Annotated in this window: 14 protein-coding genes and 2 pseudogenes; 9 read left to right on the top strand and 7 right to left on the bottom strand. The window is 71.7% G+C overall.

Annotation, left to right across the window (positions count from 1 at the left end; genetic code table 11):
• Nucleotides 1-193: 193 nt before the first annotated feature.
• The 5 genes and pseudogenes from ACTWQF_RS16130 (at nucleotide 194) to ACTWQF_RS16110 (ending at nucleotide 6,560) form a co-directional block, all read left to right on the top strand.
• Entirely contained in the window at nucleotides 194-1,066 is an 873-nt protein-coding gene (locus ACTWQF_RS16130) for an FAD binding domain-containing protein (RefSeq protein ID WP_443280071.1), read from the top strand.
• Nucleotides 1,063-3,447: a 2Fe-2S iron-sulfur cluster-binding protein gene (locus tag ACTWQF_RS16125; RefSeq protein WP_443280070.1), complete on the top strand. Its 2,385-nt coding sequence runs from the start codon at nucleotides 1,063-1,065 to the stop codon at nucleotides 3,445-3,447. Before ACTWQF_RS16130 ends, ACTWQF_RS16125 begins: the two co-directional genes overlap by 4 nt.
• A 159-nt stretch (nucleotides 3,448-3,606) precedes the next feature.
• The gene (locus tag ACTWQF_RS16120; protein WP_443280069.1) at nucleotides 3,607-5,952 is read left to right on the top strand and encodes a xanthine dehydrogenase family protein molybdopterin-binding subunit; all 2,346 of its coding nucleotides are present in this window, start codon (nucleotides 3,607-3,609) and stop codon (nucleotides 5,950-5,952) included.
• A 104-nt stretch (nucleotides 5,953-6,056) separates the two neighbouring features.
• A complete protein-coding gene (locus tag ACTWQF_RS16115; protein ID WP_443280068.1) occupies nucleotides 6,057-6,311 on the top strand; it encodes a type II toxin-antitoxin system Phd/YefM family antitoxin in 255 nt (84 codons plus the stop codon).
• Nucleotides 6,308-6,560 (top strand): annotated as a pseudogene (locus ACTWQF_RS16110) (type II toxin-antitoxin system RelE family toxin). Before ACTWQF_RS16115 ends, ACTWQF_RS16110 begins: the two are co-directional and overlap by 4 nt.
• An 8-nt stretch (nucleotides 6,561-6,568) precedes the next feature.
• On the opposite strand, the gene ACTWQF_RS16105 reads toward ACTWQF_RS16110, so the two are convergent.
• The 6 genes and pseudogenes from ACTWQF_RS16105 to ACTWQF_RS16080 form a co-directional block, all read right to left on the bottom strand.
• Entirely contained in the window at nucleotides 6,569-7,621 is a 1,053-nt protein-coding gene (locus ACTWQF_RS16105; RefSeq protein WP_443280067.1) for a YeiH family protein, read from the bottom strand.
• On the bottom strand, nucleotides 7,621-8,193 hold the full coding sequence (locus tag ACTWQF_RS16100) for a cysteine dioxygenase (protein WP_443280066.1): 573 nt from the start codon (nucleotides 8,191-8,193) through the stop codon (nucleotides 7,621-7,623). The genes ACTWQF_RS16105 and ACTWQF_RS16100 overlap by 1 nt, the downstream gene beginning before the upstream one ends.
• A 106-nt stretch (nucleotides 8,194-8,299) precedes the next feature.
• On the bottom strand, nucleotides 8,300-9,205 hold the full coding sequence (locus tag ACTWQF_RS16095) for a LysR family transcriptional regulator (protein WP_443280065.1): 906 nt from the start codon (nucleotides 9,203-9,205) through the stop codon (nucleotides 8,300-8,302).
• Between the two features lie 203 nt (nucleotides 9,206-9,408).
• On the bottom strand, nucleotides 9,409-10,944 hold the full coding sequence (locus ACTWQF_RS16090; protein WP_443280064.1) for an MFS transporter: 1,536 nt from the start codon (nucleotides 10,942-10,944) through the stop codon (nucleotides 9,409-9,411).
• Nucleotides 10,945-11,052: 108 nt separating this feature from the next.
• Nucleotides 11,053-12,162, bottom strand: a pseudogene (locus ACTWQF_RS16085) (N-acetylmuramoyl-L-alanine amidase); the annotation flags it as partial.
• Nucleotides 12,163-12,507: 345 nt separating this feature from the next.
• Nucleotides 12,508-14,001, bottom strand: a complete 1,494-nt coding sequence (locus tag ACTWQF_RS16080) for an FG-GAP and VCBS repeat-containing protein (protein WP_443280063.1) — start codon at nucleotides 13,999-14,001, stop codon at nucleotides 12,508-12,510.
• A 377-nt stretch (nucleotides 14,002-14,378) separates the two neighbouring features.
• On the opposite strand from ACTWQF_RS16080, the gene ACTWQF_RS16075 reads away from it, so the two are divergent.
• The 4 genes from ACTWQF_RS16075 to ACTWQF_RS16060 all read left to right on the top strand — a co-directional run bounded on the left by ACTWQF_RS16075 (nucleotide 14,379) and on the right by ACTWQF_RS16060 (nucleotide 18,765).
• A complete protein-coding gene (locus tag ACTWQF_RS16075) occupies nucleotides 14,379-14,960 on the top strand; it encodes a hypothetical protein (RefSeq protein WP_443280062.1) in 582 nt (193 codons plus the stop codon).
• A 146-nt stretch (nucleotides 14,961-15,106) separates the two neighbouring features.
• Nucleotides 15,107-16,906, top strand: a complete 1,800-nt coding sequence (locus tag ACTWQF_RS16070; RefSeq protein ID WP_443280061.1) for a DEAD/DEAH box helicase — start codon at nucleotides 15,107-15,109, stop codon at nucleotides 16,904-16,906.
• Nucleotides 16,907-17,137: 231 nt separating this feature from the next.
• Nucleotides 17,138-17,782 (top strand): IclR family transcriptional regulator, encoded by a 645-nt coding sequence (locus ACTWQF_RS16065; protein WP_443280060.1) that lies wholly within the window; start codon nucleotides 17,138-17,140, stop codon nucleotides 17,780-17,782.
• 158 nt (nucleotides 17,783-17,940) lie between these two features.
• The gene (locus ACTWQF_RS16060) at nucleotides 17,941-18,765 is read left to right on the top strand and encodes a S16 family serine protease (RefSeq protein ID WP_443280059.1); all 825 of its coding nucleotides are present in this window, start codon (nucleotides 17,941-17,943) and stop codon (nucleotides 18,763-18,765) included.
• 12 nt (nucleotides 18,766-18,777) lie between these two features.
• Here ACTWQF_RS16060 and ACTWQF_RS16055 read toward each other — a convergent pair whose 3' ends face one another.
• Nucleotides 18,778-19,257, bottom strand: coding sequence for an Lrp/AsnC family transcriptional regulator (locus ACTWQF_RS16055; RefSeq protein ID WP_443280058.1), 480 nt, complete (start codon nucleotides 19,255-19,257; stop codon nucleotides 18,778-18,780).
• Nucleotides 19,258-19,275 lie beyond the last annotated feature (18 nt).

Genomic DNA, 19,275 nt, shown 5'->3' with positions numbered 1-19,275 from the left:
GGGCCCATCCCTGGCCCTCGTGTCGGGCGCGGGCCGAGATATGCCAGAGTTGCCTCGTCCGGGCTGTGAGCACGTACCGTACGGCAGTGCAGCCGGGAGCCCGGTATGTCGGGGAAGGGGCAGCAGGTTGAGCACGCACGTACGGCATGCACCAGACGGTGAACGAGCCGCGCAGGCTGTGCCCCCTGCTGTCATGCTGCCGACCACCCTGGACGAGGCCGTCTCGGCGCTCTCCGCCGTACCGGCCGCCGTACCGGTCGCCGGCGGCACCGATCTGATGGCCGACGTCAACTCCGGCCAGCTCCGCCCCGCCGCGCTCGTCGGCCTCGGCCGGATCAGCGAGATCCGCGGCTGGTCGTACCAGGACGGGTTCGCCGTACTGGGCGCCGGCCTCACCCACGCGCGGATGGGCCGCCCCGACTTCGCCGCGCTCATCCCGGCGCTCGCCGCCGCAGCCCGCGCTGCGGGGCCTCCGCAGATCCGGAACGCGGGGACGCTCGGCGGCAACATCGTCAGTGCCTCGCCCACCGGGGACGCGCTGCCCGTGCTGGCCGCGCTGGAGGCCACGCTCTCCATCGCGGGCCCGGAGGGGGCGCGCCGCGAGCTGCCGGTCAGCCATCTGCTCGCGGGGATGGACATGCTCCGGCCCAGCGAGGTCGTCGGCTATGTGAAGGTCCCGCTGCTGCACGCGCCGCAGACGTTCCTCAAGGCCACCAGCCGCACCGGGCCGAGCCGCGCACTGGCCTCCGTCGCCGTCGTGCTCGATCCGATGCGGCGCGGGGTGCGCTGCGCGGTGGGCGCCGTCGCGCCGATGCCGCTGCGCCCGCTGGAGGCCGAGCAGTGGATCGCCTCGCTCATCGACTGGGATGGCGCGCGGTCGCTGGCGCCCGAGGCGCTGTCCGCTTTCGGGGAGTACGTCGCGATGGCGTGCATCCCCGACCCGGTCCCCGAGGAGGGCCCCGACGGTACCCCCGGCGCTGTACCCCAGCTTCCGCCCGCTGCGCTGCACTTGCGGCGTACGGTGGCGACACTGGCCCGCCGAGGACTCGGGAGGGCTCTCGCATGAGCGGCACACCACAGGCACCACACGACAACGGGAACGGAAACCGGAACGGGGGCGCGGGCCCGCACGCGGGTGCGGACCCGCACGGACACGTGAACGCGCACACGGGCACAGACGAGTACGGAAACGGCGCGGGCGGCGCCGAACAGTACGGCAGCGACCCCTACGCCCAGCACGGGCAGCATGTGCCCCGGAGTTGGGGCGGCGGCGAGTACGACGCGGATGCCACCGCCTTCGTCCAGTTGCCCAGCGGTGGCTTCGACTTCGCGGAGGACGCGCCGCTGGCCGCGCCCGGCACGGGCCAGGGCGGCTACACCCCGCCGCCCATCGACCCGTCGTCCCAGCCCGGAACATCGCAGCCCGGAACATCGCAGCCCGGAACGCCCCAGTCCGCAGCGTCCCGCTTCGGCGCTGACGACGGCTCGGCCTACGTCTCGCCGCCTCCCGCCGGTGGTGCCGATCAGGCAGCCGGTGGGGGTACCGGGCAGTGGGTGATGCCGTTCGCTCCGGAGAACGCCGAGCAGGGTGCCGGCGGGCCCGGCCAGCCGGAACTGTACGGACCGACCGGTCAGTCTGGTCAAGACGGTCACCTTTGGGGGTACGGCCGGCCCGGGTCCGCTGCCGGTGCCGGAGCGCCGGAGCACAGCCAGGTCGCGCAGGACACGCTGGGTGGTCAGGGTGCCGGTGGTGGGCTGGGGCAGGGCGCTGCCGCCGCGCTCGCGGGCTCGCACGAGGCGCGTACTACCGGCCGCCGTCCGCTCGGCACCGGCGTGGCCCGTTCGGCGAACACCGACGAGAAGTCCGCACCGTCCGCGCCTGGTTCTCCCGGTTCACCCGCTTCACCCGGTTCCGGTGCGCCCGAGCCCGGCGGCCAGGAGGGGGAGCCCGCGCGCGCCTGGGCGCCCTCGTCGCCGACATCGGCGCCGCACTGGGACCGTACGGCTCCCGGCGGCACCCCGGGCGCGGCCGGGCCCGGACCGCTGCCCCAGCAGGAACCGGGCAGCGCCGAGTGGCCGTTCGAGGGCGCACCGGGCGGCCCGGCACCCGCGTACGGCTTCCCCGGCGGGCCCTCCGCCGACCAGGCTCCCGCCCCCTCCGAAGAGACGCAGCGGCCCGAAGTGCAGCCCGGGGCCGAGCCGGGGATCGTCGCCGGCGAGCCGCCGGCGCCGCCCGCCGGGCCGGAGAGCCATGCGGACTCCGAGGTGACCTCGCTGGCCGAGGCCGCCCCGGCACCCGCGCCGGCGCCGCAGTCGACGGGCCCCGGCACCGCCGCGCAGCCGGACGCCGCGCCGGAGGGCGGGGCCGCCGCCGACAGCGGAGCCGCCGAGACCGGACAGGCCGAGCACGCCGCTGACGAGACCGGGTCCAGCACCGACACCGCGACCGACACCGTTACGGAGCCCGGGACCGACGCGGCTCCGGAGGCCGGTCCCGAGGCCGCCTCCGAGACCGGCCCCGAAGCGGACGGCGACGCGACGCCGCTGCCCGAAGCCGTCGACACGGAGGACGAGCACCCGCACGTCTCGTACGTCCTGCGGGTCAACGGCGTCGAGCGCCCGGTCGCCAGCGCCTGGATCGGGGAGTCGCTGCTGTACGTGCTCCGGGAGCGGTTGGGGCTCGCCGGGGCCAAGGACGGCTGCGCGCAGGGCGAGTGCGGCGCCTGCTCGGTGCAGGTGGACGGGCGGCTGGTGGCCGCCTGCCTGGTGCCCGCCGCCACCGCCGCCGGAAGCGAAGTACGTACCGTCGAGGGCCTGTCGGCCGACGGCACACCCTCCGACGTACAGTGCGCGCTCGCCGAGACCGGATCGGTGCAGTGCGGGTTCTGCGTGCCGGGGCTCGCGATGACCGTGCACGACCTGCTGGAGGGCAACCACGCGCCCACCGAGCTGGAGACCCGCAAAGCGATCAGCGGCAACCTGTGCCGGTGCTCCGGCTACCGCGGGGTGCTGGACGCGGTCCGTACGGTCGTCGAGCAGCGCGCCGCCCAGGCCGAGCGCGAGGCCGCCGAGGCGGAGGCACAGGCGGTCACCGCCCGGCAGCCGTCCGGCCAAGCCGACTACGGCCAGGGCGGTTACGACCCGCAGGGCGGCTACGGCCGCGGCGGGTACGAGCAGCAGCCCGGCGGGTACGAGCAGCAGTCGGGCACGTATGCGCAGCAGCCGGGTGCGTACGAGCAGGGCGGCTACGAGCAGGGCGGCGGTTACGGGCCCGGCGGGTACGAGGAGGGCGCCGCCTACGGCGGTGTGCCCTACGAGCAGGGCGGCCACGGACCCGATGCCTACGCCGCTCCGCAGGACGGCGGTTACGACTACACATACGACGGCACCTATGGCGCCCACATCCCGCACCAGACCCGGCACTCCGAGAACGGCGGCGAGTCCTGATGCGCGCGGCTCCCGCACCAAGGCCCGGCGCCGCAGGGGGGCGCGCCCCGTCAGGGGCGCGGGGAACTGCGCGACAAGCCACAACACACCTGCAGTCCGCAAACGCCAGACAGGGGCACCCTCTTACCGGAGCGCACGCATGCACAGAAAGGCGGCGGCATGACGGAAACGGCTGACGGTCACACCGGCGCCGGACCCGGCACGGGAGGGCCGGGCCCTGCTGTGGCGGCCCCGCTGCCAGGCGCGCGCAGCGAGCCGGAGCCGCACGGCCTGGGCGCCTCCGTCCTGCCCACCGACTCCTACGCCAAGGCGCAAGGCACCTTCCCCTACGCCGCGGACCTGTGGGCCGAGGGGCTGCTGTGGGCGGCGGTGCACCGCTCGCCGCACCCGCACGCGCGCATCGTCTCCATCGACACCGAGGAAGCCGCGAAGATGCCCGGCGTCCAGGCGGTCATCACGCACGACGACGTACCCGGGGACTCCGCGCACGGGCGCAAGATCGCCGACCAGCCCGCGTTCGCCCGCGATGTGGTGCGCTACTACGGCGAGCCGATCGCCGCCGTCGCAGCGGACCACCCGGACACCGCACGTCTGGCGGCAGCAGCCATCGCCGTCGAGTACGAGGTGCTGGAGCCGGTCACCGACCCGGAGAAGTCGTTCGAGGCCGAACCGCTGCACCCGGACGGCAATCTGCTGCGCCACATCCCGCTGCGCTACGGCGACCCGGACGTGACCGGCGACGTCGTGGTCGAAGGGCTCTACCGCATCGGACGGCAGGACCCGGCACCCATCGGCGCGGAGGCGGCGCTGGCCGTGCCGCGTCCGGACGGCGGCGTGGAGATCTACACGGCCTCCACCGACCCGCACACCGACCGCGACCTGGCCGCTGCCTGCTTCGGACTGCCCCCGGAGCAGGTCAAGATCGTCGTCACCGGGGTGCCCGGCGCGATGGGTGACCGCGAGGACGCGGCGCTTCAGGTGCCGTTGGGCCTGCTGGCGATGCGCACCGGCTGCCCCGTCAAGATCGCGCTGAACCGCGAGGAGTCCTTCCTCGGTCACGGACACCGCCACCCCACCCTGCTGCGCTACCGCCACCACGCGGACAGCGAGGGCAAGCTGGTCAAGGTCGAGGCGCAGATCCTGCTGGACGGCGGCGCGTACGCCGACACCTCCGCGGACGCCTTGGCCGCCGCCGTCTCGTTCGCCTGCGGGCCGTATGTGGTGCCGCACGCGGTGATCGACGGCTGGGTCGTACGCACCAACAACCCGCCCTCCGGACATGTACGCGGCGAGGGCGCCCTGCAGGTGTGTGCCGCGTACGAGGGCCAGATGGACAAGCTCGCCGAGCGGCTCGGCCTCGACCCGGTCGAGGTGCGGATGCGCAACGTGATGGCGACCGGCGATCTGCTGCCCACCGGCCAGACGGTCACCTGCCCGGCGCCGGTGGCCGAGCTGCTGGACGCCGTGCACGAGGCGCCGTTGCCTCCGCTGCCCAAGGACGCGCCCGAGGAGGACTGGCTGCTGCCCGGCGGACCCGAGGGCGCTGGCGATCCCGCGGCGGTGCGCCGGGGGGTCGGCTATGCGCTCGGCATGGTGCACATGCTCGGCGCGGAGGGCACCGACGAGGTGTCCACCGCCACGGTCAAGGTCAACGGCCCCGTCGCCACGGTGATGTGCGCGGCCGTCGAGTCAGGGCAGGGCTTCGACACGCTGGCCCGGCAGATCGTCCAGGAGACGCTCGGCATCGAGGAGGTGCACGTCGCCTCCGTCGACACGGACCAGCCGCCGTCCGGCGCCAGCGGGCGCGGGCGCCATACCTGGGTCTCGGGCGGTGCGGTGGAGCGCGCCGCGAAGATGGTGCGGACGCAGCTGCTCCAGCCGCTCGCGGCCAAGTTCGGGATGTCCACCGAGCTGTTGACCATCGCCGACGGCAAGATCACCTCCTATGACGGGGTGCTCTCCACGACGGTGGCCGAGGCGCTGGAGGGCAAGGAGCTGTGGGCGACCGCGCAGTGCCGCCCCCATCCCACCGAGCCGCTGGACGAGTGGGGGCAGGGCGACGCCTTCGTCGGTCTCGCCTTCGCGGCGGTGCGTGCAGTTGTGGACGTCGACATCGAGCTGGGCTCTGTGCGGGTGGTCGAGGTCGCCCTCGCCCAGGATGTCGGCGCCGTTCTCAACCCCCGCCAGCTGCGGGCCCGGCTGGAGGCGGGCGTCACCCAGGGCATCGGCACGGCTCTGACGGAGCATCTGCGGGTGGCCAAGGGCGTTGTCCGGCACGCTGACTTCACGGCTTATGCGTTGCCGACGGCGTTGGACGCGCCGGACATCCGTGTTGTGAAGCTGATCGAAGAGCGGGATGTGGTGGCGCCGTTCGGGGCGAAGGCGGCGTCCTCCGCGCCGGTCGTCGTGACGCCCTCCGCGGTCGCCGCCGCCGTGCGGGCCGCCACTGGTCGCCCCGTCAACCGCATGCCGATCCGCCCCCAGGCCGCCGTCACCAATGCGTGAGGGCTTCACGCCCGTTGGGTGGGGTGAAGAAGGTCGGGAAGTTGGGCCCGCCGGTGCCGGTGCCGGTGCCGGTGCCGGTGCCGCGAGAAGTGTACGTTCCGTACATGAGTGACACTTTGCCGATCACCGAAGCGCGGGCCCGCTTCGGGTCGTTGGTCCGTCGCGCCTCCCACGCCCGCGAGCGCGTGACGATCACCGATCATGGTCAGCCCGCGGCCGTGCTGATCAATCCACAGGAACTTGCCGACCTTGAGGACGCGCTCGCCGTGGCGCAGTACGGCGTCCGGCAGGCAGTTGGGGAGACAGCACTCGTTCCGCACGACGAGGTGCGGGCCCGGCTCGGTCTGGAGCGCGGTTGACGTACGCGATCGTATGGGAAGAGGCCACCATCGACACGGCCGCGCGATTTCCTCAAGGACGATCCCGACGGATGACGTCAGGCGATGGATGCCATCGATCTGCTCGCCGATCAGCCCCGGCCTGAAGGAACAGTCGCGTATGGCTCACCGGACCTGCGCCGGATGCACGTGGGGCTCTACCGTGTGCTTTATGAGATCGCGGACGAGACCGTAACCATCGTCGTCCTCCACCTGGGCCGTACCGGCTGACGGGGAACTCACGTCGTGAGGAGTACGCCCGCGTACGACACCCCCGCAATGACTACCCAAGAACAAACTCCGAGCACAGCGACCCGCACCCCGGTGCGGCTCAGAGAAGGAAGATGCACCGCGCTGCCGAGCCCGAACAGGGCGGCAGCCAGGAGGACTTCCTGGGCCCGCGCGGAGAAGTCCAACGCGGCGGCGGGCACCCACCCGGTGGTACGCAGGGCGACCATGGCGAGGAACCCCAGCACGAAGAGCGGCACCAAGGGCGGACGCCTCCCCGCGACGGCCGCGCCCGCGCGCATACGTACGGCGACAACCATCGCCGCGACGAGCGGCGCCAGCATCAGCACCCGCACCAGCTTCACCAGCACGGCCTGACTGAGGGCCTCCGGCCCGCCGGTCTGGGCGGTGGCGACGACCTGCCCCACGTCGTGGACCCCGGCGCCGACCCACCGCCCGAACTGCCCGGCGTCCAGCCCCAACGGCGCCTGGAGCAGAGGGAGCACAACGATGGCCAGCGTTCCGCAAAGGGTGACGAGGGCGACAGAGGCGGCGACGTCCTCCTCGTCGCTGCCCCGCACTTCGCTGACGGCACCGATCGCGGAGGCTCCGCAGATCGAGTAGCCGGTCGCGACGAGCACCGGCTGGTCGCCGCGCAGACCGAGCCTGCGGCCGAGCCATACGGTGCCGAAGAAGGTGGCGGCGACCACGCACACCACCATCGCCACCGTCGCCCACCCCAGCCCCAGCACATCGCTCAGCGCGAGCTTCAGCCCGAGCAGCACGATGCCGAGCCGCATCAGCCGTTTGCCCGCCAGCGTCAGTCCGGGACGCGCGGCCTCGCGTACCAGGCTGCGCAGTCCGGGTAGGTGCGCCACAGCGATCCCGAGCCCCACCGCCGCCGTCAGCATCGGGACGGCGGGGACGAGCAGATGCACCGTCGACGCGGCGACGACGCCGAGCGCGGCGAGCGCCAGCCCGGGCAGCCGGCTCGGCTTCCGGGAGGGCGCGGGGGCTGCGGCGGCGGCAGGGGCTGTCCGTGTGCGGTCCCCCAGCAGGGCCATCAGGCGTCGGCAGGAAGGTCGTAGACCCGGCGGACGCTGCTGCCCAGCCGCGAGATGTCGGCACCGTAGATGTGCAGGGAGACGGCCACGTCGTCGCAGCCGTTCCACACCCGGTGGATGTCGCCGGGCGGTGCGAAGCCGCATACCGCGCCCAGCGGGTTGACCACGTCCTCGGTGGCGACGAGGCGGGCGCCGGTGCCCGGCGTCTCGGCGGGCAGCAGCCGGTAGCGGCGCTCGTGCTCCTCGCCCTGGTGGACGCCGGTGACGCACCAGGAGACGTGGTCGTGGACGGAGGTGCCCTGACCGGGCAGCCACACCAGGGCGACGACGGAGAAGCTGCCGTCGCTCTCGGCGTGCAGCACATGCTGGCGGTAGCGCTCCGGGTCGGGCTCGCACTGGGCGCCGGTCAGCAGATCGTCGGCGCCCAGGTGCGGTGTCAGCTTCTCCCCGACCAGATACGCGGTCACGTCCGGCGGCAGCCCCCTGCCGACGGCCTCGCGCACGTCCTCGATGAGGGCGCGCATGCGCCCCGTCGTCCTCGCGGCGGAAGGAGTGGTCGTCGTCGCTGTCATACGGGCAGCGTCGCGGCGAGCACCTATCACGTCCAACGACGGTTCGTTGGGGGCGCTCTCAATTCTGCTTATGGATGGGGATTCTGCTTATGGGTGGGGGACGCTCTCAGCAGCCCACGCGGCGCTCCGCCGCCGCGCGCAGCGCCTCCAGGACGCGGGCGGTCGCCGGTATCTCCAGGTGCTCGCGGAGTACGTACGCCGAGACCTGGCGGCGGGAGGCGGGGTCCAGGGCGCGCCCCGTCACCTTCTTGTGGACGAGGAAGGAGAGGACCAGGCCCGGCACCATGGCGACGCCCAGCCCCTCCGCGACCAGGCTCTGCACCACCAGGTTGTCGTCGGTGGTGAAGGCGATCTCGGGGGCGAAGCCCAACTCGGCGCACTCGTGCAGGAAGTTGGCCCGGCAGCGCAGGCAGCCCGCGATCCAGCGTTCGTCCGCCAGTTCCTGCAGCCGCACGGCGCGGCGCCGTGCCATCGGGTGCCCGGTCGGCAGCAGCACGGTGAGCTGGTCCTCCAGCAGCGGAATCTCCACCAGCTCCTCGGGCACCTGTTCGCGCAGGCCCGGGTAGGTGAAGGCGAGGGTGATGTCGCACTCGCCGCGCACCACCCGGCGCAGCGACTCGGGCGGTTCGTCCTCCTGGAGCTCGACCCGGATGCCGAGGTGCGCGGCGGCCAGCTCGGCGAGGGCCTCGGGCACCAGGGTGGCGCCCGCGCTGGGGAATGCGCAGACGGTGACCTTTCCGGCCTGCAGCCTGGTGAGGGACTCCATCTGCTGCCGGGCCGTACTGATGCTCTCCAGGATCACCTCGGAGTGCCGGGCCAGCGCCTCCCCGGCCTCGGTGAGCCGCATCCGGCGGCCGACGCGGATGAACAGCGGGGTACCGACGGACCGTTCCAGGGCCTTCATCTGCTGGGTGATCGCGGGCTGGGTGTAGCCCAGGGCGCGGGCCGCGGCGGAGTAGGAGCCGGCTCGCACCACTTCGTGGAAGGTCTGGATGTGCCGCGAGTCGAACATGGCAGAACCATAAGCAGATTTTGGGGCTACGTGTCAGTCGCCGCCGCGCCACTTTTGGATCACTGCGCCCCGCAGGGGCGCGGGGCTGTGTTCATATGCGGCTCCGCCGCGATGGGGGTCCCCCCTGTTCGAGCGAAGCCGAGAACTTGGGGGAGCGATCAGCCACAACGAACCCGCAGCCTGCGGGCGTCGGGCAGCACCCCCTAACCAGAACCCGGGAGGGACGGGTCAAGATCCGCCGGATACGCCCTTGCCGCCGCCAAATCACTGCGCCCGCGCCCCCGCGGACGCAGCCGTCCCGCCACCCATACGCCCGCGACCGCGACGACGGCCGAGGCGGCGTACACGGCCGTGAACGCCGCCGGCTGCGCGCCGTCCGGGCCGAGGCCCGCCTCCCCGGTCCCGCCGTCGGCCCCGGTGACGGTTACGGAGCCGCCGCCGAGGGCGGCGAAGAGGGCACCGGTCAGGGTGAGCAGCAGCACGTTGGACAGCCCGTCGCTCAACTGGAGGGCAGCGGAGTTGCGCCCGGCCTCCTCGGGCGCCGAGAGCCCGAGCAGCAGCACGCTCAGCGAGGAGATGGTCAGGCCCATACCGAAGCAGCCGACGGCCATTGCCAGGGCGAGCGTCCACACGGGTACCGACTCCACCAGCACCAGTGGCGTGCAGCAGATGGCGAAGGCGACCAGCGCCATGCCGGTCTGGACGAGCCGTTCGCGGTGCGGCTCGAACCGGGTCCGCGACTGGGTGAAGGAGCCCAGCGCCCATGTCGCGCCCCCGGCGGCGAGGGTGAGCCCCGCCATGGTGACCGACAGCCCGCGCTGGGTCACCAGCATCAGCGGGACGAAGCTCTCGGCGACGACGTAGGAGCCGGCCGCCATGCCACGCAGCAGCACGACGGCGGGCAGTCCGCGCGCTGCCCGTACGGTCCCGCGGGGGAGCAGTACCCGCAGCGCGAAGGCCAGCAGCGCGACCCCGGCTGCGGCGGGCAGCAGCGCGAACCAGCGCAGGTCCTGGCCGGCGTACTGGAGCAGTCCCGCGCCCAGCGCGACGGCGACCGCGAGCCGGATGCGCCGCCCGCTCTTGTCCCCGGTCCCGGGTGCGGCGGCGCCCTCCGGCGGCCCGGAGGCCCGGCGCTTGAGCGGCGGCAGCATCACCAGCAGCGGCAGCACCACGAGCACCGGTATCCCGAGGAACACCCAGCGCCAGCCGAGATGTTCGGTGACGGTGCCGGAGATCAGCGGGCCGACGATGGAGGGCACCACCCAGGACGCGGCGAACGCGGCCATCACGGTGGGCCGCAGCCGTTCGGGAAAGGCGCGGCTGACGGTGACATACAGCGCGACGATCACCAGCCCGCCGCCGATGCCCTGCACGGCGCGGCCCAGCACGAAGACCCACATGGCCATGGCGGTGCCGGACAGCACCAGGCCACCGGCGAACAGCACGATGCCGGTGGCCAGCGGGGGCAGCGGTCCTCCCCGGTCGCACCACTGCCCCGAGGTGACCATGCCGACCACGGAGGTGGTGAAGAACGCGGAGAAGGCGTACGCGTAGAGGGAGATGCCGTCCAGCTCGTCGGCGGCCAGTGGCATGGCCGTACCGACAGCGGTCGCCTCGAAGGCTATGAGGAGGACGACGGAGACGATGCCGAACGTCAGCGGCCGGTACGCGCTGCTGAGCACGGACTCGGCGCGGAGCGCCGGCGGTCTTTCGGGCTGGGGGGTCCCGGTCGCTGCCATGACAACCACGGTAAGCGCCACCCGTGATGGGCGACACCTACCGTGGTTGCTGAGACGGCTCGGCCGTTGGTCCTAGGTCATGAGGTGCTCACGACCTTCGGGGTATCAGCCCTTGACCAGATCCATGTATTTCTTCCAGTTCCAGTGCTTCCCGGGGTCGGTGTGGTCGTTCCCGGGAACCTCGACGTGGCCGACTATGTGCTTCCTGTCGAGCGGGATGCCGTGCAGCTTGGCCAGGTGGCGGGTCAGCTTCGCCGAGGAGCGGTACATCGAGTCGGTGAACCAGGAGGGATCGTCGACGTAGCCCTCGTGCTCGATGCCCAGCGTGGAGGGGTTCGCGTTCCCGACGTGGTACGCGGTGTCCACGTTCTTCACCATCTGGGTGACCTCGCCGTCCTTGGAACGCACCACATAGTGGGCGCTGACCTTGGCGTCCGGGTTCTGGAACCAGTTGATGGTGCCCGCGTACGAGCCCTGCGTCACATGGACGACGATCTTGTCGATCTTCGCGCTGCGGCCCTTGCGGTAGTTGGCGCTGTGGGCCGGCACCCATTTCGCGTCGGGGTAGCCCGGGGCCTTCGCGTCCACCCCGGCCGTGCTCACCTTGCTCTTGTCCGGGTGGACGTTGCGGCTGCCGACCTTTATGTCCTCACCGTCCGGTGAGGTGCCGCGGACGCCCTCTTCCAGGAACTCGTAGACGCTGTCGGCGTACATCCGCGCCGTGCCGCCCTTGGCGCCGCTGTAGTCGGCGACGGCCGGGTACCACTTGTCCACGTCGTTGCGCTCGGCCGCGCTCAGCCCGAGCTTGTCGGCGTAGGCGCGCAGCACTGCGGCACCGCCGTGGATGTTGGCATCGGTGTCCTTGCGCAGCTCCGATGCGGACTTGCCGGTGATCTTGGCCGCCTGCTCGAGCGTGTGCTGGGAGGGGTTGCTGACCAGGTGCATCACGCCGAAGCCGTGCGCCTGGCTGGGCTCGCCGTTGTGGCCGTCGAAGTGCGTCTCGCTGTAGCCGACGGCGGCCAGTACGTCCCGCGGTACGTCGTACTTCTCGGCGGCCGCGTCGAAGGACTCGTTCATCGACGGGGCCTCGCTCGGTCCAGCCGTCGCCGACTGGACTCCGGCGAACAGTGCGCCGGAGGCGAGAACGGTGCCGAGGCCGATGGCGACAGTGGCCTTGGTGCGCTTGCTTGACCTGCGAACATGCATACGTGAAGGCATGACTGCTCCTGTGGTGGGGGGATGGAGCTCAGGCGCCTGGGGCGTCACAGTACTCATGTGGTTCGGACATGACAACGACCTTCAGATAACCCGCAGTTGACCATACCTATAACTTGATGGGCCATCAGATTCAGGTCTATACCGCCGAGTTGGGTGGCGATACCGCGCCCTGAAGGGGCGCGGGGAACTGCGCGAGCAACCACAATGCACCCGTACGCGGGAAGTTCGCGAAGCTCCAACGGCGGGTCCGAAAAAGAAACGGCGGGTCCGAAAAAGAGCGGCGCCGTCATGGTGGATCCCTCCACCACAACGGCGCCGACCCCGACGGGCTCCGCCGAAACGCGCTCAGCGCGTGAAGCTGCTCCCCAGCTGGGACCCCTTCTCCGGAGCGCCCAGCGTCTTGGGCCCGTACGAGACAACTCCCTCAGCCGTCAGACCGCCGGAGGCACCCCGCAGCACCCACACCGCACCGGCGTCGACGGCGGCGCTGCCGCCATCCTCACCGGGCGCACCGACGGCCAGATCGTCCCGCCCGTCCTTGTCGGTGTCACCCATGGCCAGCGCGGAGCCGAAGGCATCCTTCGCCTCGACGGCGCCGGGCACGCCCGCACTCCCCTGGTCCCAATTCTTCGCACCGGTGCCGGTCAGCCCGTTCTTGCCGCCGAGGAGCTGGACGACGGCGCCGGTGTCCTTACCGCCTGCGCCGCTGCCGACGTCCTCGCCGGGCACGCCGACGGCGATGTCCGCGTAGCCGTCACCGTTGACATCGCCGGCGGTGAGCGCCTTGCCGAACTCGTCACCCTCCTCGTTGGTGCCGGGCACGCCCGCGCTGTTCTGCGTGAGCGTTGCGGTCCGCTTGGCGCCGGGGCCCTCGGCCGAGCCGTAGAGGACCTTCAGGGTGCCGTGGTCGTAGGGCAGGTTCTCCACGACGCCGCCCGGCACGGTGCGGATCACCAGGTCGCCGAAGCCGTCCTTGTCGACGTCCGCGATGACGCCGCTCTCCGCGTCGGGCACACGCCCCGGCTTCTCGGCGAGTCCGTCCTTGGTGCCCTTGAAGAACTCGCTGCTCTCGGACATCTCCTCGAACGCGTGCGTGGTGACGACGTCGTCGATGCCGTCGCCCGTGATGTCGCCCGCGGTCAGCGACGTCGGCCCGAAGTCGTGCCCGGTCGAGTACTCGGCGACCTTGGCGGCCTTGCCGTCCCGGGTGAAGCCGCCGTACAGCACCTTCACGCCCTTGTCGTCGAAGTCGCCGCTGCCCAGGGCGAGGTCGGGCTTCTTGTCGCCGTTGAAGTCCCCCGCGACGAGGTCACCGTCATGGCCGCCCTCGGTCAGCTGCGTGGCGCTGGTGAGGCCCTTGCCCTTCTCGCCCCACAGCACGACGACGCCCTTGTTGCTGCTGACGGCGAGGTCGGACACGCCGTCGCCGTCGAAGTCGCGGGCGGCCGTACTGCCGCCGAAGCTGCCGGAGGACTCCGGATCGCCGGGCACCCCTGCGGAGTTGGCGCTGAAGAGCTGCCGGTGCGTGGTGCTCGCTCCCTTCGCGGAGCCGTATGCCACGGTCAGGTAGCCCGCGTACTGCTTGCCCGCGACGGTGGCCTTGGGCGCGCCCGCGACGGTGTCGGCGTACCCGTCCCCGTCGAAGTCGGCCTTCGGGGCCGCGGCGGCCTTGCCGGATACCGCGGCGGCGCCGGAGGCCGTGGTCCTGCCCGTTGTCTCCGCGTTCGCCTGTGCGGCGGCGAAGGTGGAACCGGCCAGCAACACGGCGGTCACTCCGATGACGCGGGCGGCCGTGGCGGTCGCGGTGATGGTGGGGGTGGCTTTTGCGTGGTGACGCACTCATCCTCCTGTATGTCGCGCTCCGGTCCTCAGCGGCCTTGTGGTGAGCGGACGTTGGGCCTGCGGGGACGGATCGGGACCGGTGCGATGGCCTTACGCCCATGAGACCTACGAGGCGGGCGAAGGGTTGTCCTCAAGGCGGGAACAAGGTGAACCCGCGGTGACCCTCGTCAGTACGTGGCCGACGGGCCATCGGTTCAAGGTCGGCTGTTCCCCTGCTCCGCTTTTCCTCACCCGCAGTTCAGTAGAAATGATCCCGAGAAAACATTCCGAGGCGATGGTTTTGCCATGTCTGCTGTGGCAAACTCCCGAATCAATTCACTAGTGAGCGGCCGCTTCCTTTTCCGGGGCGGCCACCAGATATGACAGGAATTCTCGTGCGGGGAAGAACTTCACTCGTCGCCGGCGCCGTCGCGGCGCTGGCCCTCATACTGACCGGCTGCGGCGGCGGGGAAGACGGCAAGAATCCAGGAGCGGCCGACAAGCCGAAGCAGGAGAGCAGCGAGAGCGCGAGCCCCAAGAAGAACACTGCCTCGCCCAGCACTCGGCCTTCCAAATCCGCGAGCCCCTCGGCAAAGCCCTCGGTCAAGCCGAAGCCCAGCAGCGCCAGGCCGACCACCAAGGCGCCCGCTCCCCGGCGCAGCACCGGCTCGGGATCCACCGGCGGCGGCGGTGCCGCGGCGCCCGCCGGCGTGCAGGGAAGCTGGTACTACCCGTTCCTCATCCGGGGCAAGCCAATCACCATGACCATCAACGGAACCTCCTTCACCGTCACCGCGGCGGCCAGCGGCGGCAAGAGCTGCTCCGGGACGATCAACAGCAGTATGCAGATCAGCAGCAGTTGCGGGGGCAAGCCCGAGAACGGGCGGGCCGTACTCAGCGAGGGCGGTCAGAAGCTGACGTTCCAATGGGACAGCGGCGACCCCGACCGCTTCGGACGCACACGACCCCAGAGCTGACGGGAGGTTGGTCACAGTGCCCCGGGGACGTCCCCGGGGCTGATCCGGACGCGCGGGGCCACCGGTAGGGTTGCCGGGGCTGTTGCCTGGCCGGCCGCCGACCGCGGTCGGCCGTCGCCGTACCTGACCCCGTCGTACCGGAGACCGTGACTACCACTCCCACCACCCCCAGCAGCAACCACCACCTGTCGCCCGCCTTCCCCGGCCGTGCCCCCTGGGGTACGGCCAGCAAGCTGCGGGCCTGGCAGCAGGCGGCGATGGACGCGTACCTGGAGCGGCAGCCGCGCGACTTCCTCGCCGTCGCGACGCCGGGTGCGGGCAAGACGACGTTCGCCCTCACCCTGGCCTCGTGGCTGCTGCACCACCACGTCGTGCAGCAGGTCACCGTCGTCGCGCCGACCGAACATCTGAAGAAGCAGTGGGCCGAGGCGGCGGCCCGGGTGGGGATCAAGCTGGACCCGGACTACAGCGCGGGCCCCCTGAGCAAGGAGTACCACGGGGTCGCCGTCACCTACGCGGGCGTGGGCGTACGGCCGATGCTGCACCGCAACCGGGTGGAACAGCGCAAGACCCTCGTCATCCTGGACGAGATCCACCACGCCGGCGACAGCCGCTCCTGGGGCGAGGCGTGTCAGGAGGCGTTCGAGCCCGCCACCCGGCGCCTCGCGCTGACCGGTACGCCGTTCCGCTCCGACACCAACCCCATCCCGTTCGTGGAATACGCCGAGGACGGCGAGGGCATCCGGCGGTCCGTAGCCGACTACACCTACGGATACGGCGACGCGCTCGCCAACGGCGTGGTGCGGCCGGTCATCTTCCTCTCCTACAGCGGCAACATGCGCTGGCGCACCAAGGCCGGGGACGAGATCGAGGCAAAGCTCGGCGAGCCGATGACCAAGGACGCCATCTCCCAGGCGTGGCGCACCGCGCTCGATCCACGCGGCGAATGGATGCCCGCCGTACTGCGTGCCGCCGACCACCGGCTGACGGAGGTCCGCAAATCGGTGCACGACGCGGGCGGCCTGGTCATCGCCTCCGACCAGGACTCGGCCCGCGCCTACGCCAAACTGCTCCGCGAGATCACCGGCACCGGGCCGACCGTCGTCCTCTCCGACGACACCGGCGCCTCGCAGCGCATCGAGGACTTCCGGCACAACGACGGGCGCTGGATGGTCGCCGTCCGGATGGTCTCCGAGGGCGTGGACGTGCCCCGGCTGGCCGTCGGGGTGTACGCGACCACCGTCTCCACGCCGCTGTTCTTCGCGCAGGCCGTCGGCCGCTTCGTCCGCTCCCGGCGGCGCGGGGAGACCGCCTCCGTCTTCCTGCCGACCATCCCCACGCTGCTGACCTTCGCCAACGAGATGGAGGTCGAGCGCGACCACGTCCTCGACAAGCCCAAGAAGGGCGACGAGGACGACCCGTACGCCGAAGAGGCGGACCTGCTCAAGGAGGCCGAGCAGGAAAAGGACGAGGACACCGGGGAGCAGGACCAGCTGCCCTTCGAGGCGCTGGAGTCGGACGCGGTCTTCGACCGGGTGATGTACGACGGCGCCGAGTTCGGAATGCAGGCACACCCCGGCAGCGAGGAGGAGCAGGACTACCTCGGCATCCCCGGACTGCTGGAGCCCGACCAGGTGCAGCTGTTGCTCCAGAAACGGCAGGCCCGGCAGATCGCGCACAGCAGGAAGAAGCCGGACAGCGAGGCCGACCTGCTGGAGATGCCCGCCGACAGGCGTCCCGTGGTCACCCACAAGGAACTGCTGGAGAAACGCAAGCAGCTCAACAGCCTGGTCGGTGCCTACGTCCATCAGAGCGGCAAGCCGCACGGGGTCGTGCACAACGAGCTGCGGCGGGTGTGCGGAGGGCCGCCCAGCGCGGAGGCGACTGCGAGCCAGATCGAGGCTCGTATTGCCAAAGTGCGTGAGTGGGCCAGGCGGATGAAGTAATCGCGCCCCGCGTTTTCGCCGTTTGCGGCGGAAAGGAATTCCGCCTTCGGCGGCAGGAGTGCGAATTTTCGGGACTTTTGTGGCGAACGTGACTGTCCCGAGACCGGATTCTGGACAGCCTCTTCCGGTCAGCGGTGCTGCTCGCTAGGTTTCCCGGACACACGGCCCGTGGCGATCCGTATCACTCCGTTCACCCGCGGCTGCCGTCACTCACCCGAGGGAGGGGCCGCCGTGACCGCGGAGACTTCTCAGACGCTCGACCGAGGGCTGCGAGTCCTCAAACTGCTGGCCGACACGGACCACGGTCTCACCGTCACCGAGCTGTCCAACAAGCTCGGGGTCAACCGGACCGTGGTCTACCGATTGCTCGCCACCCTGGAGCAGCACGCCCTCGTGCGTCGCGACCTCGGCGGCCGGGCCCGGGTCGGGCTCGGCGTCCTGCGCCTGGGGCGGCAGGTCCATCCCCTGGTCCGGGAGGCCGCGCTGCCCGCGCTGCGCTCGCTGGCCGAGGACGTGGGCGCCACCGCGCACCTCACCCTCGTCGACGGCACCGAGGCGCTGGCCGTCGCGGTGGTCGAGCCGAGCTGGACCGACTACCACGTCGCCTACCGTACGGGGTTCCGGCACCCCCTCGACCGGGGGGCCGCGGGCCGGGCGATACTCGCCGGACGGGGCCCCGACAGTGAGCGCGGGCCCGGGTTCGTGCTCACCCACGGTGAGTTGGAGGCGGGCGCCAGCGGTGCCGCGGCCCCGGTGCTGGGCGTGAGCGGGATCGAGGGCAGTGTGGGCGTGGTGATGCTCGCCGAGACGGTGCCGGAACAGGTCGGCCACCGGGTGGTCCGCGCCGCCACCGAGGTCGCCGACGCACTGCGATGACGCCGGCGCACTGCGGTGACGCCGGCGCACTGCGGTGACGCCGGTGGACTGCGGTGATGCCGGCGCACTGCGTTGAAAGGGTGCCCCGCGGACCGTACGTAGGGGCCGGGAGTCGGGGTCTTCGTACGGCCCCGCACCGCGGTCGATAGATTGCGGGGGTGTCCGCATCCAGCACCCGCGCCCCAGGGACCGACGGCCCGCGCCGTACCCGCCGCCGTACGCTCGCGCTCTGCGCACTGCCCGTCGTCCTGCTGCTCGTCGTGGCGCTGTTCGCCCCGCTGCCGTTCTCGCTCACCCAGCCCGGCGAGACGGCAAACGTGCTCGGCCGCACTGACGGCAAGCCGGTGATCGCCATCGAGGGCGCCAAGACGCAGCGGAGCGACAAGGGACGGCTGCTGTCCGTCACCATCGCCGCGACCCGGCCCGAGACCACCGTGCGGCTGCCCGACGTGGTGCGCTCCTGGTTCCGCGAGGACCGGGCCGTGATGCCCCGCGAGGCCGTGTACCCGGGTGGCGGGGACACCGAGGACGCCGAGAAGCGCATCACCAAGGAGATGAAGGACTCGCAGCACAAGGCCGTCACCGCCGCGCTGCGCCAGCTGCACCGCTCACCGAAGGACCTGCGCGTACGGCTGCGGCTGGGGGATGTCGGCGGCCCGAGTGCCGGGCTGTTCTTCGCGCTCGGCATCATCGACAAGCTGGACGGCGACGGCGCGGGCGGGGGACTGACCGGCGGCCGTACTGTCGCCGGGACCGGCACCATCGACGCGAACGGGAAGGTGGGGGCCGTCGGCGGTGTACCGCTCAAGACCCAGGCCGCCCGCCGGGACGGGGCCACCTTCTTCCTCCTCCCCCGGACTCAGTGCGGCGAGGCGAACGCACAACTGCCCTCCGGGCTGCGGCTGGTACCGGTCAGCTCGCTGAAGGGCTCGCTGGACGCCCTCGAGGAGATCCGCACGGACGGCAAGGTCCCCAGCTGCTGACCCTGCCGGGGGTCACCCCGTACCACTGTCGTCGGCGGCCTGCCGTACCAGCGGCACGATGCGCAGCGGCACCGGATTCTCCATGACGATGGCCGTGGAGGCGCGGACGATGCCCTCGATGCCGACGACCCGGTCGATCACCCGCTGGAGGTCGGCGTTCGAGCGGGCCACCAGACGGCAGAGCATGTCGCCGCTGCCGGTGGTCGTGTGCAGCTCCAGCACCTCGGGCACCGTCGCCAGATGCGCCCGTACGTCCGGGCCCTGGCCCTGCCTGATCTCCAGCGTCGCGAACGCGGTGACCGGATAACCCAGCGCCGCCGGGTCGACCTGCGGCCCGAAGCCACGGATGACGCCGCCCGAGGTGAGCCGGTCCAGCCGTGCCTGCGCCGTCCCGCGGGCGACACCGAGCCGCCGCGACAGCTCCAGCACCCCGATCCGGGGCTCCTCGGCGAGCAGTTCGAGCAGCCGTCCGTCCAGCCGGTCAATGCCCATGGCTTGCCTCTCCGTGTG

It is taken from the genome of Streptomyces sp. 8N114, assembly GCF_052245835.1.
Lineage (GTDB): Bacteria > Actinomycetota > Actinomycetes > Streptomycetales > Streptomycetaceae > Streptomyces.
Note: the sequence above shows the minus strand (reverse complement) of the source record. Positions and strands in the feature narration are given on the sequence as shown.